We start from the raw sequence: 14,843 nt of genomic DNA on the forward strand, positions 1-14,843 counted from the left end.
TAACTATAATGTTGCGAACGGACCCTTCCGGAAGAGATTGGTTCTCCTCCGTAATCTGTATGAATTGCTTTCTTGACGGGCCAAGTGGGTCGTTACATCCTAACTACATGGTCTAATACTTCATTATGCAGGTGATGGTTGGAGTGGTTTCGAGCTTCTGGTTTGGCCAGGCCCGGAGGGGGATGATGAAGACTCCTATTTTAAAGCGGAAGCACCTTGCTCAGCGGCGTATGGATTGGAGGTACAAGGAAGTTCGACTAAGATCGCCACGTAGTGTGGCAACGTCGAACGAACCTACGTCATGCCGGGCCAAATGTGGAGGTGCCTTGTCCAGCCTCGACAAGCTTAAGAACGACCATGAAAGGAAGGGCTCTTCTTCCTATCATGGTTGGACTTAAGACCTCGAGAGGCTAGGTACCGAAACTAGCCTAGAGCTGGCGAAGATAAAGAAAGCACGAAGAGCGGAGCGATTCGGTGTTGCCTTATCGTACAGAAGTGAGGGAATTCTCACTAGCCGCTAGGTGCTGGAGCTGGAGAGCACTACATGTCGTTTAGGACATGATTGACGTTTGCAACTTCCTAAAGGGTAAGAGCGGGATGAACATGATCGGTGAGACCCGGGAGAGCGTTAGCTCGAGGAGGCTCAAGGGTCGTGCAGGGCCGCGGAAAGCGAGTTGTTTCCGCAGCCATCCCGCCTCTATATTAAGTAACGGACCAAAGATATCTCGAAACTGAGTCTTACAATAACCGGCTCGATAGCTGAAGACTTCTTTGATAAAAGACCAACAATAACTTTAAAATTGCTTTGTTTTTAATAGGGCACGGTCATCTTAAACTAATTCTATTAACAATCCATTGAATTTTCAGAAAACTACAGATATAGTGAAAGTATTGAAGTTGTTTTACTAAAAAGAAATGGCTTTTTTATTTGAAAATGACATACTATCCAGTTAGTATGTCAAGAAATTCCGGAGGTGAATGATTACATGGGAATGGTAGAAACTGTACTTGGGCCGTTGGACACAGAGAAGTTAGGAAAAACATTGATTCATGAGCATTTCTATTTTGGTTATCCAGGATTTCAAGGTGATATGACACTCGGAGGATTTGACTTTGAAGAGAAAAAGCTTCAGGGCGTAGAAATTGCTGAAATGGTCCAACAGCAAGGCGTGGAAACAGTGGTGGATCCCACGCCCAATGAGTGTGGGCGTGACGTTCGGCTGCTTCAGGCTGTTTCGGAAGCTACCGGACTGAACATTATTTGCGCAACCGGTTTTTATTATGAAGGAGAAGGAGCAACTCCATACTTTAAGTTCCGCCAGCAGCTGGGAACGGCAGAAGAAGAAATTTATGAAATGTTCATGGAAGAGATTACGCATGGAATTGAAGGGACAGGTATTAAACCAGGGATTATTAAACTTGCCTCCAGTAAAAACGAAATTACATCTTATGAACGTATGTTTTTTCGAGCAGCGGTAAGGGCGCAGAAAGAGACAGGTATTGTGCTTTTAACACATACCCAGGAGGGAACAATGGGGCCTGAGCAGGCAGCGTTTCTAATTGAAGAAGGAGCGGATCCTTCAAAAGTTGTGATTGGCCATATGTGCGGAGCAACCGATATAAATCAGCACTTACAGGTACTCAATCAGGGAGTTTATATGGCGATGGACCGATGGGGGTTACAGGGGATTGTAGGAGCCCCTATGGACGAAGAGAGAAAGGCTGTACTCGCCGGTTTGCTTGCATTAGGTTATGAAAAACAATTGTTTCTTTCCCATGATACGGTCAATGTATGGTGGGGACGCCCTCCCGTTTTACCAGACCAGCTTATGAATCTGCTTCAAAACTGGCAGCCGGATCACTTATTTAAACGAGTAGTGCCAGAACTTAAAGAAAAGAATGCGATAACAGAAGAACATCTGGCGCAAATCTTTATTTCGAATAGCTCTCGTTTGTTTTCATAAGCGATCAAGATTAACCCGTTGAATTCTTGTGGACATTCTACTATACAAGTAAAAGAACATAATTACAGAAAGCACATCCGATGATAGCTGAGCATCGAATGTGCTTTCAATTAATATACGAATGCTTTCTGAAATAGAGAAATTGTAAGCTGAATGACATCATCGTCTACTTTCTTTGAATTCAAAATACCTGAATGTTATAGTTACTTTGTACCAACCGGTTGGTTTTGGTATTTTATCGTATTGGGGAATACAGATAAGTGATCGAACGTCAGGGCAATTCACCTAGCAAAATGGCTGCTCATATCTTCCTACCTTGAAAAGGAGGATAGGCGGTCGTGTTTCTGTACCGGCCAGTAGGTATAAAAATACGGATTGGGTGATATTGTGAGTGAAAAGAAAAGAGAAATCATTAGCGCTGCAGCTGAATTAATTCACACAAAAGGTTATGAGGCCACAAAATTGAGTGATATTATGCAGGCTTCCAATATAGGAAAAGGTCAGTTCTATCACTATTTCTCTTCAAAAAGAGAGTTAGGTTTAACAATTGTGGATTATTATGCTGAAATGTGGGATCGGGAATTGATTCAAGGTGTTTTCCACTCTTCTTTTTCTGCAGAAAAGAAGATGGAAAACATGTTGGAATGGGCTGTGAATTATCATGTGAGCACTCAAGCACTCAGTGGATGCCCCTTTGGAAACTTGGCTATTGAAATGAGTGAACATGATGAAGAGTTTCGTCTTAAGATCAATAATCTGATCGATCAATGGATTAATCATCTTGCTGACGTAATGAAAGATTTACGTGGTGAAGATCAGGCTTTACAGCATGCTCGTGTTGTGGTTGCTCAAATTGAAGGTGGAATCTTGTTAATGAAAAATTATCAGGACATTTCCATCTTAAAAGATATTATTGCTATGATTCGATTAAACTACCTAGATAAAGGAGAATGATTCAATTGGCTAAAATGAACGAAAAAATATCAGCAGTGGCAAAAGGTATGAACACGAAAAGTACAGCTCGCGATCATCAGATCGTAATTGATGAGCCAGCAAAAATGGGTGGAAGCGACGAAGGTGCCAATCCTCTTGAGACATTGCTTGCTTCACTGGCTGGCTGTGAGAATGCCGTAGCCAACTTTGTGGCTAAAGAAATGGATTTTGATCTTCAGGGCATTGATTTTGAGATCAATGGAGAATTGGATTCCAGAGGAATGATGGGAGAAAAAGGTGTACGTCCTTATTTCCAGAAAGTTACGGTAAATGCTACAGTGCACACCAGTGAATCAGAAGAGCGCGTGAAAGAATTACAGGAAACGGTAGACTCCCGCTGCCCTGTTTATACGACACTTGAAGCAGCAGATGTTGAACTCACACCGAATTGGGTTAAAGCATAATTATAGTAAAAAAGCTGGAGCAGAAAGGTATTCCTATCTGCTCCAGCTTTTTTAGTGTATCTAAGTTTTTTGACGAGTCACTGTCTTTTCAAGTGGCAGCGCTTTGGTAGTCAATGGCTCCGCTTATACAGCACAGCGGTTTGGACCAACTTCCATTTCGCGTTTTTCGTCCTGATCTGGATCTTTTTGGCCCATGTTAATTTGACGGATTTCTTCGTGACTATTCGGCTGTGGAGGCAGTCCATCCGTGACGAGATGTCTGAACTCCTCATCGTCTTCTACATTTAAACGGTCATTATGCTCATATAGCTCGGCAAGTTTCGCCTGAACGGTGCCGTTTTGATTTATTTCCTTCATAGCACCGAAGTGAGCCGGTAGTACCGTTAAGTCTTGAGAAAGAAGCTGATAACGCTCATATAGTGTCTTACGCAGGTCATCCACCCAGTCATCGGCTTTTCCAGCCAGATCTGGTCGCCCAATAGAGTCTAAGAACAGAATATCGCCTGTGAGCAAGTACTGATTATCTACAATAAAGCTTGTACTTCCTATCGTGTGCCCCGGTGAATAAAAGGCAGAGATTTTAGCGGTATCGCCCACGGTAATCTCGGTCCCGTCTTCAAGTTTGTTATAGTTGAACGTTAAGCCTTCATCATCTTTAGGCGGGAAGTAATAATCGGCTTCTGCTTGATCAGCTAATGATTTTCCACCTGAGATATGGTCAGCATGGAGATGAGTATCCAGAACATATTGAATGGACACGCCTTTTTCATCCGCAAAATTCTTATAAGTGTCTGTCATACGGACAGCATCAACTACCGCAGCTTCACCATTCGAAATAACCATGTAGGATAGGCAGCCTTTACCAAGGCGAAGGAATTGATAAAGTTCTCCTCCTCCAGAAAGATCCCCAATTTTCATAGGTTCTAAATGTTCGCTCCAGGCTGTCATACCACCTTCCACGTAGGTGACGTCTGTGATTCCAGCCTCTTCCAGCATTTCCACGCCTTTTTGGGAGGAAATCCCTTTTGCACAAACTACATAGATAGTCTGATCTTTAGGAAGTTGCTCTTTTACTGAAGATGGATCGTTCTCCAGTTGTTTATAAGGGACGTTAAGACTGCGGACATTCTCGCCTTCAATGGCCCAATCATTGAAATCTTCTTCTTTCCTAATATCAAGAATGAATACTTCTTTGTTTGAGAGAATTTTTTGTGCTAGCTGTTTAACTGTTAATGGTTGCAATGCCATAATTACCCCTCCAATTTAAAATCGTTAGAATAAAATATCTGACCATACTTTAATAGCTGTTCCTGCAATTAATAATGCTAAAATCCATTGCAGTACTTTTGTATTCGTGTTTTGTCCTGCTTTAGCTCCAAGCTGGGAAGTGAGGATACTTGCAACGGCAATGACGGCTGCAGGCAAGAGTGGGACATCTCCAGAAAACAGCTTACCTGTTACCGCTCCTACTGAGGAGATGAACGTTATTGCCAAGGAAGAAGCAATCGTGATTCTCGTCGGTATTCGAAGCATAACGAGCATGATAGGGACAAGTAAGAACGCTCCTCCTGCTCCCACAATACCGGCACCTATTCCGACAATAAAGGCAGAGCCAGAGGCAATCCATTTATTGAATGAGATATTTTCCGGCTGCTCATTGCTGGCTTTGGCAGGGATGAACATCATAACGACTGCTATCAAAGCTAATATAGCATAGATCAAGTTGATGATGTGTTCAGATAGATACTTTGCTCCAAAACCGCCGATCAGACTGCCGATCAAAACAGCAATTCCCATATATAAAATCAGCGGTTTATAGAGTTGATTACCTTTCCGATACCCGAATGCTCCTCCAAAAGAAGCGGCTAATACTTGTACAGCTACGACACCTGCTGCCGCATGGGCGCTGAATCCGCTAAACCCAAGTAAGGGCGGGATATAAAGAAGCATTGGATAATTGACGATAGCGCCTCCTATACCAACAAGTCCAGATAGGAAGGACCCTGCCAGACCAATAATAAACACTGTAATTAAAAAAGCCGCACTCATAACAATCATCACCTCACCCAGCATAGCTCACATTTGTTTATTTACTTATCCCCTCACATAGTATGGGTACCACCACAGGTATTTAGTTAAACGAAAAAATTAATGTAAAAACAGCAGATCCAAAAAAACCCTTTATTTACCACCTCAGGTCATCCAGTAAAAGGAAAACGGTCTATTATGTCTGTCTTTCTTTAATATTTGCTAGTTAGTATTTGCAGCTGCTCCTAATTTACAACTAGTCAATATACTCTTAATACAAAACTGTGTTTTCTTAATAGTTCATTGACCTTCTTTCCCTATAGTATGAATTGTCCCAGCGAAAGTTGGATTTTCGTGGAGGATAATCATTTAATTTTATGGGGGATTCGAAAATGAAGAAATTGTTTTTATCTGTTCTGACACTTATGTTTTTAACACTTGTAGGGTGTGCTTCTTCTGAAACCAGTGGAGAGGGTACTTCAGGATCTGAATCAGATTCCGGTTCCGGATCTGGCGACGATACGCTAACAATTGCCTGGTACCCAAATGAGTCCGGCGGCGATTTGAAAGAAGCACGTCAGAGCATTGGTAAAATGGTAGAAGAAGCAACAGGAAAAAAAGTCGAGCATAAAACAACTACTGATTATATTATCGCGATTGAAGCACTTGCTAATGGAAATGCAGATGTAGCTTATATGGGAGCCCAAGGTTACATTGAAGCTCATAAGAAGAATGAAGACGTGAAGCCCCTTGCCGTATCCAGCGGAGAATCCGGAACCCTGAAAGATGCCCAGTATTACAGCTGGCTTGCAGTTAAGGAAGGGAACATGGACAACTACAAAAATGGCGAAGAGTTCTCGATCGACAATATTGCAGGTAAAAGTTTCTCCTTCGTATCTCAAAGTTCAACATCTGGATTCAAAGTTCCATCTGCTGGAATTGTTTCTCACTTCAGCGAAATGGACAAGTATAGTGAACTCACTCAGGAAGATCTATTAAAAGGCGGAGAATTTTTCAGCCAGGTGCAATTCGGCGGTTCTCACCAGGGTTCAGCTGTCAATCTCATTACCGGTAAAACAGAAGTAGCCGCATTCTGCGACGTTTGTGTAGGGAACTATGTAGAAAACGTAGAAGGTGAGCATAACCGTCCAGGGGCTGTTTACAGCGTAGCGGAAGATGCAGCCGAGCCATTTAGTAACCTGGCAGGTGAAAGATTTGGTCTAATCTCCGTAACACCTGTTCTAAACGCACCTTTCGCAATGAATACCAACACGCTTAGCGAAGATACACAGAAAACGCTAGTGGATGCTTTCACATCTGATGAAACGGCCAATAACGAAGAAATCTTTGTACCAGAAGACAGCAGCGACAATGCACTTTTCTACACAACTGGGAAAGAGCGCTTTGTAAAAGTAGAAGATTCCTGGTTTGATCCGATCCGCGAGCTTTCTAAATAATAAAGACTGCCTTTAGACTATTATTTCAAATAAAAAGGAGTTAACTATGACAACGTTATTAAATGTCCAACATGTATCCAAGCAATATGGTCATGATACGTTGGCGTTATCTGACGTTAGCTTCTCTGTCAATGAAGGAGAGTTTGTTTCTGTTATCGGCCCATCTGGTGCAGGAAAATCAACTCTCCTTCGTTGTATCAATCAAATGGTGGATACGACTGACGGGGAAATACATTTCGATAATGCCATCCTTCAGCAGATGAATAAACGACAACTTCGTGGTTTACGAACCAATATCGGTATGATTTTTCAGCATTACAATTTAGTTGAACGATTGACGGTCATTGAGAATGTTCTGCATGGGCGTCTTGGCTATAAAACGACCATGGCTGGAATGCTGGGGCTTTATAAGGAAGAGGAAAAAGAACGAGGCATTGAACTGCTCGAGATGCTTGGTCTTCGTGAACAAATCTATAAACGCTGTGACCAATTATCCGGTGGCCAGAAGCAGCGTGTAGGGATTGCCCGTGCGCTGATTCAGGAACCAAAGATGCTTTTGTGTGATGAACCAATCGCTTCTCTTGATCCGAATGCATCAAAGAAAATTATGGATCACTTAAAGAGTATTTCAAGATCGATGGGAATTACTGCCCTCGTAAACCTCCACCAAGTGGATGTGGCTCTCAGCTACTCAGACCGAATTATAGGTGTAAGCGATGGGAAGATTGTTTTCGACGGCGCCCCTGAAGATGTAACTCAAGAAATCATCCAATCGATTTATGGTTCAGAAGCTAACGATTTAATGATGAAGCTGGGTGGTCAAAATGCAATTTGATATTTTCAAGAAAAAGCGACTAAGTTCACTTTTGATGCTCGCTGTTTTAGCAGCTTTCACATATGGAGCTATGATTATTACTCAATATGATGTCATCAAAGGATTTGCTTCCATACCGAAGTCGATTCAATGGGGCCTGTCAAGCTTTTACCCGACAGCTGCTTCTTTTGAGAATCTGCCGAGTATATTGATGCAGCTTGGGAGAACCGTTTTGACCTCTGTAGCTGCGACGACGGTCGCTGCTGTATTCGCTTTGTTTTTTGCCCTGTTTGGATCTAAAGTAACGAAGGTTAACAATTTCCTGAGTGTGCTGAGCCGAGGGACGGCTACCGTGTTCCGTAATATTGATGTGGCGGCCTGGGCTCTGATTTTACTCTTTTCCTTCGGGCAGAGTGCGTTAACGGGATATTTCGCTTTGTTCTTTGTTTCCTTTGGTTTCCTCACCAGAGCTTTTATTGAAACGCTGGATGAAGTAGGAGGTCATTCAATTGAAGCTTTACGTGCTACAGGAGCAAGCTATCCTTCCATCATTATTCAGGCTATTCTGCCTTCAAGCACTCCGCAGATGATGAGCTGGATCCTGTTTATGGTTGAAATGAACATCCGAAGTGCCACGCTGGTTGGAATCCTTACTGGGACTGGAATTGGATTTGTTTTTGATCTTTATTACAAGAGTCTTGATTACAATACGGCCAGTCTGGTGGTCATTACAATTGTTATCGTGATCCTGATTCTCGAATACCTTTCCAATTATGTAAGAAGGGTGGTTTTATAATGGATGCCAAATCGATTCAGCAGTCCAGTACGATTTTACGGCACAGCAAATCGAATCGGATTAAAATCAAGCCGTTCTCTAAATCCACACTTGTGCTAAGGGTTACCCTGGCTGTTATGGCCATTCTTACGGTTTTAAGCTTCGCAACCATTAATTTTCAGACCATTGATTTTTGGAGTGGACTCGTTGATACGGTTGCTAACTTTCAAACTATGTTCACTAATCCTCAGTTAAATCACTTTTCGTTCTGGGAAGGTTTTTACGCCGTCTTGATTACCATGGGGCTTGCTTTTTTAACGACTTTGTTCGGGGCAGCGTTAGGTCTGTTTTTCGGTCTGTTGTCAGCGGAGAATTTATCTAACAAACGAGTTTCGAACGTGATTAAAGGCTTTGTCGCCTTTATACGGGCCGTTCCTACCGTGCTTTGGGTACTGATCTTTGCGGTAGCTGCCGGGCTTGGAAGTGTGGCTGCGGTTATTGGGATGACCTTCCACTCAGCGGGGTATTTGATCAAAGCCTACTCTGAATCTTTTGAAGAACTCGATGAAGGCGTGATTGAAGCTCTGCGAGCAAGCGGTGCCTCCTGGTGGCAAATTGTCGTGCAGGCGGTCATTCCTACCTCTCTTTCTTATTTAGTTTCCTGGACCTTTATGAGGTTTGAGATTAATTTTTCGGTTGCAGTAGCCATGGGTGCCGCCGCTGGAGCAGGAGGTATAGGTTATAACATGTTCATGGCGAGCTCTTTCTATTTCGATTTGAATGAGATAGGAGCGATCACCTACTACATTTTAGCTTTTGCTGTGCTGCTTGAAGTCATCGCAATTCGCTTCAAAACAAATATTAATGGAAATTAATTCGTTTTATAAAATCGTTCAACAAGTAGAAAAACTTGATATGACGGGATTTTTTGAGATTATGTCACTGAATGTAAAGAAGTTAGTCGTACAGGTTTACACGATCTTTAAGTGCATATAACACACCTTAATGCCGGTTTCATCTCTATTTATTACCGTAGGTTGTAGAGAAAGGATATCCTTTCATGGAGGTGCAGAGATGAAACTTAAAAACAATAATATATCGATGGCCATGTCGATTGCCGACGAGATTCAAAATGAAATTGAACGAGGGGTTTACAGTGATGGCAAACGGCTTCCTTCCGAAGCGTCTATGTGCCACCGGTTCTATACCAATCGTTATACGATTCGAAAGGCATTGGACCGCCTGACAGATATAGGAATGATCAGCCGTAAAAAAGGAGTGGGTTATTTTGTAAACGAGCCGCCGCTTGATCTGCAATATACCATTACTCCTTTTACAAAATTTTCATCTATGGTTCAAAACCTTGGTATGAAACCGTCAGCCATTATTGTCTCTCAGGAGAAGCGGCTTCCTTCTAAAAAAGTGCAGGAGGCTCTCCGTTTGTCAGCTAACGATGAAGTCTATCGCTTTGAGCTTCTCCGTTTTGCGGATGATACTCCGCTCGCCTGGAATGAAACGTGGCTGCCGGCAGCCATGTTTCCGGACATCAGCAAGCACTTGACCAGCTTTGTATCTTTGTATGACATCTTAAAAAAGAATTACAAGGTGCTGCCTAAGCGGATCAATTCAACGTTCCAGGCTGTGGTTCCAACAGGAAATGAAGGGTCGTATCTACAAATATCTCCAAGCACACCCCTATTACAAATAGAGAGCATAGTAAAGGATGAAATTGCAGGACGAATGGAGTACACAAAAGCGAAATATCGAGGAGATCTTTGCCAGGTAACTTCTGAATTATAAGGTTTCTGAACATGACTATTAGAGGAGGTCACGATCCATGAGAAAGAAACGCCTCACCAAAATTTTAGTAGAAGGCAGAGATGAATTAGCCGAGTCTCTGGCAGAGGAAATTGAGAAAAGCTATGCGATCCATTTGGATAAGCACCCTCAAAAGAGTCTGGTTATGTTGAAAAATAATGATTCAGTCTCGAATCAGCCCTTTTATGCAGGCGAGGTACTCGTTACTGAGTGCGGCGTCTCCATTGAGGATAAGAAAGGCATAGGAGTCATTATGGGAGAACAGCCGCAGAAAGCCTACCACATTGCTGTCATCGACGCTGCTCTAAATGCTCGCTTAAAGGAAACAGAAGGATGGAGCACGCGTCTGTTAGAAGAGGAAGAAGCTATTCAAAAGCGGCATCAGGAAGAAGCAGTCAGGGCTGCAAGAACAAAAGTGAACTTTGACACAATGGAGGATTATGATGACTAACACAATGATAACAGGGTTCGATCCCGTTCATGATTCCCAGCATATTTTCCGTGAAATGGTAGATGCCTTTAGCCGACCAGGTACACAAGCAGATGTACAAAGGTTCTGCGAGGCCACACAACCGCCCGCAGCGTTTCCAAAAGCAATGATGGGTATTGCCTTCACGTTGTTGGATCAGGAAACAACTTTTCATATTGAATCGGGACAAGCTGAAGCAGTAAGAAGATACATTCACTGGGAAACGTTCAGTAAATCAGCAAGTGGTGAACAGGCAGATTATCATTTTGTAGAATCTATGGAACAAGAACGAATCGTACCCTTTATGAAGCAGTTAAAGACAGGAACGCTATATCAGCCCCACCAGAGTGCGACGTTATTTCTTCTCGTTGATGGATTTGAAAAAAGCGAGTCTGCAAAATCATACGATTTGACCGGACCTGGAATAGAAAGCAAAAAATCCATTTACGTTGAAGGATTAAACCCGAATTGGATGGAGTACCGGGACAACCTGACAGATGAGTACCCTCTTGGAATTGATATATGTCTCGTTACGAGAACAGGACAGCTGATAGCTATCCCTAGAACAACAAAAGTTGAAAGAAGGTGAATCGAATTGGGTTATGTAGCAGTAACTGGCGGTCAGGAAGCCATTGAACAGGCTGATAAACTATCAAAATATTACCGAACGAGTGAAATAACAAGCTTACTAGATCCGCAAATGATTGAAAAGCAAATGCGGCTGCTGATTGATCGAATTATGGGAGAAGGTGGTATGTATGCGCCGGAATATGCAGCGATAGCTTTAAAGCAGGCAGAAGGAGATCCACTGGAGGCGACTTTCTTGTTGAGAGCTTATCGATCAACGCTTCCACGCCATTTTTACTCCCATGCGGTAGATACTTCCTCCATGAGAGTCATCCGACGGATATCAGCCTCTTTTAAAGACATTCCAGGCGGCCAGATGCTTGGACCGACGAACGATTATACACACCGGCTCCTTCAATTCAGTCTTCGCCACGAAAATGAAGAAGCACTTCAGCAGTTTGCTGCAGATTATGGGCTGGTGGATGAAGAAGAGCAGGAGCAGATAACTTTTCCAAAAATCGTAGATCTCTTAAGGGAGCAGGGACTTGTCGCCAGCACGAAAGAAGACGAAGAAGTTGTACCCTATGATATCACTCGCCAAAAACTTACTTTTCCTGCTTCCCGATCAGCCCGGCTGCAAACCTTAGCGCGCGGTGAAACAGGGGCCATGACGTCTCTTGCTTACAGCAGTATGCGCGGATTTGGAGTAATTCACCCTACCGTAGGGGAACTGCGAGTCGGCTACACTGAAGTTACCATTCCGTATCCGTTTGATGAAAATGATGAGGATGGGATTTATCTGGGAGAGGTTATGATGACGGAGGTAGAAAGCATTAACTCATTCGCTGGAAATGAAGATGATGACGATCTACAGTTTGCTATAGGTTATGGATTGACGCTTGGGCAAAACGAGGTGAAGGGGATTGCGATGTCGATTCTGGATCGCAGCTTGGAAACCTCAGGTGAACAAGTATCTCAGGACGAGGAATACGTACTCACTCACATCGACAGCGTTGAGTCATACGGATTCGTATCTCATCTGAAATTGCCACACTACATCACTTTCCAGTCCAAGCTTGACCGCATCCGTCAAGCTCAGCAGAAACAGTCAGGAAAAGGAGCGGAAGAATATGCTGAAACAACCTAGCTTTGTGATGGAGGAATATAATTTTGCCTTTCTTGACGAAGGTTCTAAGCGGGAAATCCGCCGCTCCATTTTAAAAGGAATAGCCATTCCGGGGTACCAGGTTCCTTTTGCGTCTCGGGAACTGCCTATCGGCCGCGGCTGGGGAACAGGAGGGCTTCAACTTACCTTATCGTTACTTGGAAAGGAAGACTGCCTGAAAGTGATTGATCAGGGTCACGATGACAGCGTCAACGCCGTGAGTATTAGAAAACTTGTGGAAACAAGCAGCAGTATTGAAACGACAGAAGATACTGCGGAGGCTTCCGTGATTCAAACAAGACACCGAATTCCGGAAGAAAAGCTTCGCGACGACCAGATTCTTGTCCTGCAGGTGCCTGAACCTGAGCCTCTGCGCAGGGTTGAAGCGCGTGAAACAGAAACGGAACGCCTTCACGGTGAAAAAGAATATAGCAGTATCTGGGTGCGTCTTTATGAGGATATTGTTCGATACGGTGAAATAACCATCGGTGCGGACTATCCTTGCATCGTACACGGACGCTATATTTTTAATCCTAGTCCGATCCCAAGATATGATGTTCCAAAACTTCATCAGGCTGATGGCCTGTACTTATTTGGAGCCGGCCGGGAGAAAAAGATTTATGCGGTCCCGCCTTACACAGATGTCGAGCCGCTTCAATTTGAAGACTATCAGTTTGAGGAAGAAGAATTCAACGGCGAATCCTGCCGTCTGTGCGGAAGTGACGATGTATTCCTGGATGAAATCTACGACAGCCACAGTGGGGACAAATTCTATCAGTGCTCGGATACGGGCTATTGTAATAAGATGCAGAAACAAAGCGGGGTGAGATAATATGACGTCCATACAAACAAGGGAAGGGTCAGTGACTGATGAAAATAATCAGGCGGATTCGGCAGTTCTTCGAGTGAACCAACTAACGAAACGTTTTGGACCGGGCTGTTCTTTCTGTGAACATGAGGAACTGGAAGAGAACTACTGTCCGGTATGCGGCAGTGTCCGAGCCTGCTCCAACGTGAGCTTTGACTTAGACCGGGGTGAAATTTTAGGGATTGTCGGCGAAAGCGGTTCTGGGAAAAGTACATTAGTAAAAAGTCTTTACTTTGACCAGCAGGTAACGTCCGGAAGCGCGCACATCCAGGACTATAAAAACGGGGAAGCAAATATTTTTACCGAGTCGGCTCAACAGCAGCGCTACATTCGAAACTATATCATGGGCATGGTTTATCAGAACCCTCATCTGGGCTTGAAAATGGATTACTCAAGCAGCGGCAATGTGGCTGAGAAATTAATCTCTGCTGGTCACTTTCATGTCGGAAATATCCGGGACCGCTCAGCAGAGCTTTTGGAAAAGGTTGAAATTCCTGTCTCAAGAATGGATGAACAACCCCAACGGTTCAGTGGAGGTATGCAGCAGCGTGTTCAAATTTCGAAGGCGCTTGCCAATAATCCCCCGTTGTTATTGCTGGATGAGGTAACCACTGGTTTAGATCTGTCTGTTCAAGCGAAAGTCCTTGATTTAATTCGTAGTATTCAACGGGAACTTCAGGTAGCGATGATCGTCGTCTCACATGATTTGGGCGTCATACGTATGCTTGCTGATCGAACAATGGTCATGAAACAGGGAAAAGTGGTAGAACAGGGATTAACGGACCAGATTCTTGAAGATCCTCAGCACCCGTACACCCAGCTGCTCGTTCATTCTCTGCTTTAATATCTTTAGGAGGTGTCTTATGTCTGCCGATCAACTAGAAAAAACAAAGCGAATTTTGGGACCTGGTCCTTTTGTCGATGAATCCAGTGTCGTGCTCAATAGCGACCTGGGAGAATGGACATCTATTGCGGATCGCACACTTATTCAGGATTCTAAAATAGGTAAATATACCTATACAGATGGGGATGTGAACATCGCTCATGCTCACGTAGGGAAGTTTTGCTCCATTGCTTCACACGTGAGGATTAACCCTTCCAACCATCCGATGTGGAGGGTCACTCAACACCACATGACCTATCGAAGGAAACAATATCAGCTGGATGCACGAGATGATGAATCAATTTTTCAATGGCGAAAGGAAGATGCAGTCACGATCGGACACGACGTATGGATTGGTCATAACGCGATTGTTATGCCGGGAGTTACCGTTGGAAACGGTGCTGTGATTGGATCCGGGGCTGTAGTCACAAAAGACGTAGAGCCATACATGATTGTGGCCGGTGTACCAGCCAAACCGATTCGCAGGAGGTTCTCTGAAGACGTTGCGGATCAACTGCAAAAAATCGCCTGGTGGAACTGGGACAGGGCAACTCTGGAAGCGCGTTTTAAGGATTTGAACGATGTAGAGCTCTTTATCGAGCGTTACGGAAATAGAGAAGAATAAGGTGGGGAGCAGT

16 protein-coding genes are annotated in these 14,843 nt (G+C 43.7%); 14 read left to right on the top strand and 2 right to left on the bottom strand.

Translation table 11 applies throughout. The annotated features are described in order from the left end of the window. The first annotated feature begins 986 nt into the window (after positions 1-986). The 3 genes from ACTWP7_RS12965 (at position 987) to ACTWP7_RS12975 (ending at position 3,361) form a co-directional block, all read left to right on the top strand. Positions 987-1,964, top strand: a complete 978-nt coding sequence (locus ACTWP7_RS12965) for a phosphotriesterase family protein (RefSeq protein WP_443123537.1) — start codon at positions 987-989, stop codon at positions 1,962-1,964. Between the two features lie 387 nt (positions 1,965-2,351). After that, positions 2,352-2,918, top strand: a complete 567-nt coding sequence (locus ACTWP7_RS12970) for a TetR/AcrR family transcriptional regulator (protein WP_443123538.1) — start codon at positions 2,352-2,354, stop codon at positions 2,916-2,918. Further along, the gene (locus ACTWP7_RS12975; RefSeq protein ID WP_087946031.1) at positions 2,915-3,361 is read left to right on the top strand and encodes an OsmC family protein; all 447 of its coding nucleotides are present in this window, start codon (positions 2,915-2,917) and stop codon (positions 3,359-3,361) included. Before ACTWP7_RS12970 ends, ACTWP7_RS12975 begins: the two co-directional genes overlap by 4 nt. A gap of 123 nt (positions 3,362-3,484) precedes the next feature. Here the strand turns inward: ACTWP7_RS12975 and ACTWP7_RS12980 are convergent, their stop codons facing one another. Both ACTWP7_RS12980 and ACTWP7_RS12985 read right to left on the bottom strand, forming a co-directional pair. Continuing rightward, a complete protein-coding gene (locus ACTWP7_RS12980; protein WP_443123539.1) occupies positions 3,485-4,609 on the bottom strand; it encodes an MBL fold metallo-hydrolase in 1,125 nt (374 codons plus the stop codon). Positions 4,610-4,633: 24 nt separating this feature from the next. Continuing rightward, on the bottom strand, positions 4,634-5,410 hold the full coding sequence (locus ACTWP7_RS12985) for a sulfite exporter TauE/SafE family protein (protein WP_443123540.1): 777 nt from the start codon (positions 5,408-5,410) through the stop codon (positions 4,634-4,636). A gap of 371 nt (positions 5,411-5,781) precedes the next feature. Between ACTWP7_RS12985 and ACTWP7_RS12990 the strand changes: the two genes are divergently transcribed. From ACTWP7_RS12990 to ACTWP7_RS13040, 11 genes are all read left to right on the top strand, one after another. Next, entirely contained in the window at positions 5,782-6,846 is a 1,065-nt protein-coding gene (locus tag ACTWP7_RS12990; protein ID WP_443123541.1) for a phosphate/phosphite/phosphonate ABC transporter substrate-binding protein, read from the top strand. A 46-nt stretch (positions 6,847-6,892) separates the two neighbouring features. Beyond that, the gene (gene phnC / locus ACTWP7_RS12995; protein WP_443123542.1) at positions 6,893-7,681 is read left to right on the top strand and encodes a phosphonate ABC transporter ATP-binding protein; all 789 of its coding nucleotides are present in this window, start codon (positions 6,893-6,895) and stop codon (positions 7,679-7,681) included. Next, positions 7,671-8,456: an ABC transporter permease subunit gene (locus ACTWP7_RS13000; RefSeq protein WP_443123543.1), complete on the top strand. Its 786-nt coding sequence runs from the start codon at positions 7,671-7,673 to the stop codon at positions 8,454-8,456. The genes phnC and ACTWP7_RS13000 overlap by 11 nt, the downstream gene beginning before the upstream one ends. Beyond that, positions 8,456-9,310, top strand: coding sequence for a PhnE/PtxC family ABC transporter permease (locus ACTWP7_RS13005; protein WP_443123544.1), 855 nt, complete (start codon positions 8,456-8,458; stop codon positions 9,308-9,310). Before ACTWP7_RS13000 ends, ACTWP7_RS13005 begins: the two co-directional genes overlap by 1 nt. Before the next feature lie 199 nt (positions 9,311-9,509). Further along, positions 9,510-10,235, top strand: a complete 726-nt coding sequence (locus ACTWP7_RS13010) for a GntR family transcriptional regulator (RefSeq protein ID WP_443123545.1) — start codon at positions 9,510-9,512, stop codon at positions 10,233-10,235. 37 nt (positions 10,236-10,272) lie between these two features. Continuing rightward, positions 10,273-10,704: a phosphonate C-P lyase system protein PhnG gene (phnG, locus tag ACTWP7_RS13015; RefSeq protein ID WP_443123546.1), complete on the top strand. Its 432-nt coding sequence runs from the start codon at positions 10,273-10,275 to the stop codon at positions 10,702-10,704. Next, the gene (gene phnH, locus ACTWP7_RS13020; RefSeq protein WP_443123547.1) at positions 10,697-11,311 is read left to right on the top strand and encodes a phosphonate C-P lyase system protein PhnH; all 615 of its coding nucleotides are present in this window, start codon (positions 10,697-10,699) and stop codon (positions 11,309-11,311) included. The genes phnG and phnH overlap by 8 nt, the downstream gene beginning before the upstream one ends. Before the next feature lie 6 nt (positions 11,312-11,317). Next, positions 11,318-12,436 (top strand): carbon-phosphorus lyase complex subunit PhnI, encoded by a 1,119-nt coding sequence (locus ACTWP7_RS13025; protein ID WP_443123548.1) that lies wholly within the window; start codon positions 11,318-11,320, stop codon positions 12,434-12,436. Next, entirely contained in the window at positions 12,420-13,286 is an 867-nt protein-coding gene (locus tag ACTWP7_RS13030) for an alpha-D-ribose 1-methylphosphonate 5-phosphate C-P-lyase PhnJ (RefSeq protein WP_443123549.1), read from the top strand. The genes ACTWP7_RS13025 and ACTWP7_RS13030 overlap by 17 nt, the downstream gene beginning before the upstream one ends. Position 13,287: 1 nt before the next feature. Continuing rightward, a complete protein-coding gene (locus ACTWP7_RS13035; protein ID WP_443123550.1) occupies positions 13,288-14,166 on the top strand; it encodes an ATP-binding cassette domain-containing protein in 879 nt (292 codons plus the stop codon). A gap of 19 nt (positions 14,167-14,185) precedes the next feature. Continuing rightward, positions 14,186-14,830, top strand: a complete 645-nt coding sequence (locus ACTWP7_RS13040) for a DapH/DapD/GlmU-related protein (protein ID WP_443123551.1) — start codon at positions 14,186-14,188, stop codon at positions 14,828-14,830. Positions 14,831-14,843 lie beyond the last annotated feature (13 nt).

It is taken from the genome of Halobacillus sp. B29, assembly GCF_052246755.1.
GTDB classification, from domain to species: domain Bacteria; phylum Bacillota; class Bacilli; order Bacillales; family Halobacillaceae; genus Halobacillus; species Halobacillus halophilus.

What these genes read in the sequence shown, in the direction of transcription:
- ACTWP7_RS13010 (WP_443123545.1), top strand. Translation starts at nt 9,510, where the DNA reads ATGAAACTTAAAAACAATAATATATCGATGGCCATGTCGATTGCCGAC.
- ACTWP7_RS13000 (WP_443123543.1), top strand. Translation starts at nt 7,671, where the DNA reads ATGCAATTTGATATTTTCAAGAAAAAGCGACTAAGTTCACTTTTGATG.
- phnG (WP_443123546.1), top strand. Translation starts at nt 10,273, where the DNA reads ATGAGAAAGAAACGCCTCACCAAAATTTTAGTAGAAGGCAGAGATGAA.
- phnC (WP_443123542.1), top strand. Translation starts at nt 6,893, where the DNA reads ATGACAACGTTATTAAATGTCCAACATGTATCCAAGCAATATGGTCAT.
- phnH (WP_443123547.1), top strand. Translation starts at nt 10,697, where the DNA reads ATGACTAACACAATGATAACAGGGTTCGATCCCGTTCATGATTCCCAG.
- ACTWP7_RS12990 (WP_443123541.1), top strand. Translation starts at nt 5,782, where the DNA reads ATGAAGAAATTGTTTTTATCTGTTCTGACACTTATGTTTTTAACACTT.
- ACTWP7_RS12975 (WP_087946031.1), top strand. Translation starts at nt 2,915, where the DNA reads ATGATTCAATTGGCTAAAATGAACGAAAAAATATCAGCAGTGGCAAAA.
- ACTWP7_RS12985 (WP_443123540.1), bottom strand. Translation starts at nt 5,410, where the DNA reads ATGAGTGCGGCTTTTTTAATTACAGTGTTTATTATTGGTCTGGCAGGG.
- ACTWP7_RS13035 (WP_443123550.1), top strand. Translation starts at nt 13,288, where the DNA reads ATGACGTCCATACAAACAAGGGAAGGGTCAGTGACTGATGAAAATAAT.
- ACTWP7_RS12980 (WP_443123539.1), bottom strand. Translation starts at nt 4,609, where the DNA reads ATGGCATTGCAACCATTAACAGTTAAACAGCTAGCACAAAAAATTCTC.
- ACTWP7_RS13030 (WP_443123549.1), top strand. Translation starts at nt 12,420, where the DNA reads ATGCTGAAACAACCTAGCTTTGTGATGGAGGAATATAATTTTGCCTTT.
- ACTWP7_RS13040 (WP_443123551.1), top strand. Translation starts at nt 14,186, where the DNA reads ATGTCTGCCGATCAACTAGAAAAAACAAAGCGAATTTTGGGACCTGGT.
- ACTWP7_RS13005 (WP_443123544.1), top strand. Translation starts at nt 8,456, where the DNA reads ATGGATGCCAAATCGATTCAGCAGTCCAGTACGATTTTACGGCACAGC.
- ACTWP7_RS12965 (WP_443123537.1), top strand. Translation starts at nt 987, where the DNA reads ATGGGAATGGTAGAAACTGTACTTGGGCCGTTGGACACAGAGAAGTTA.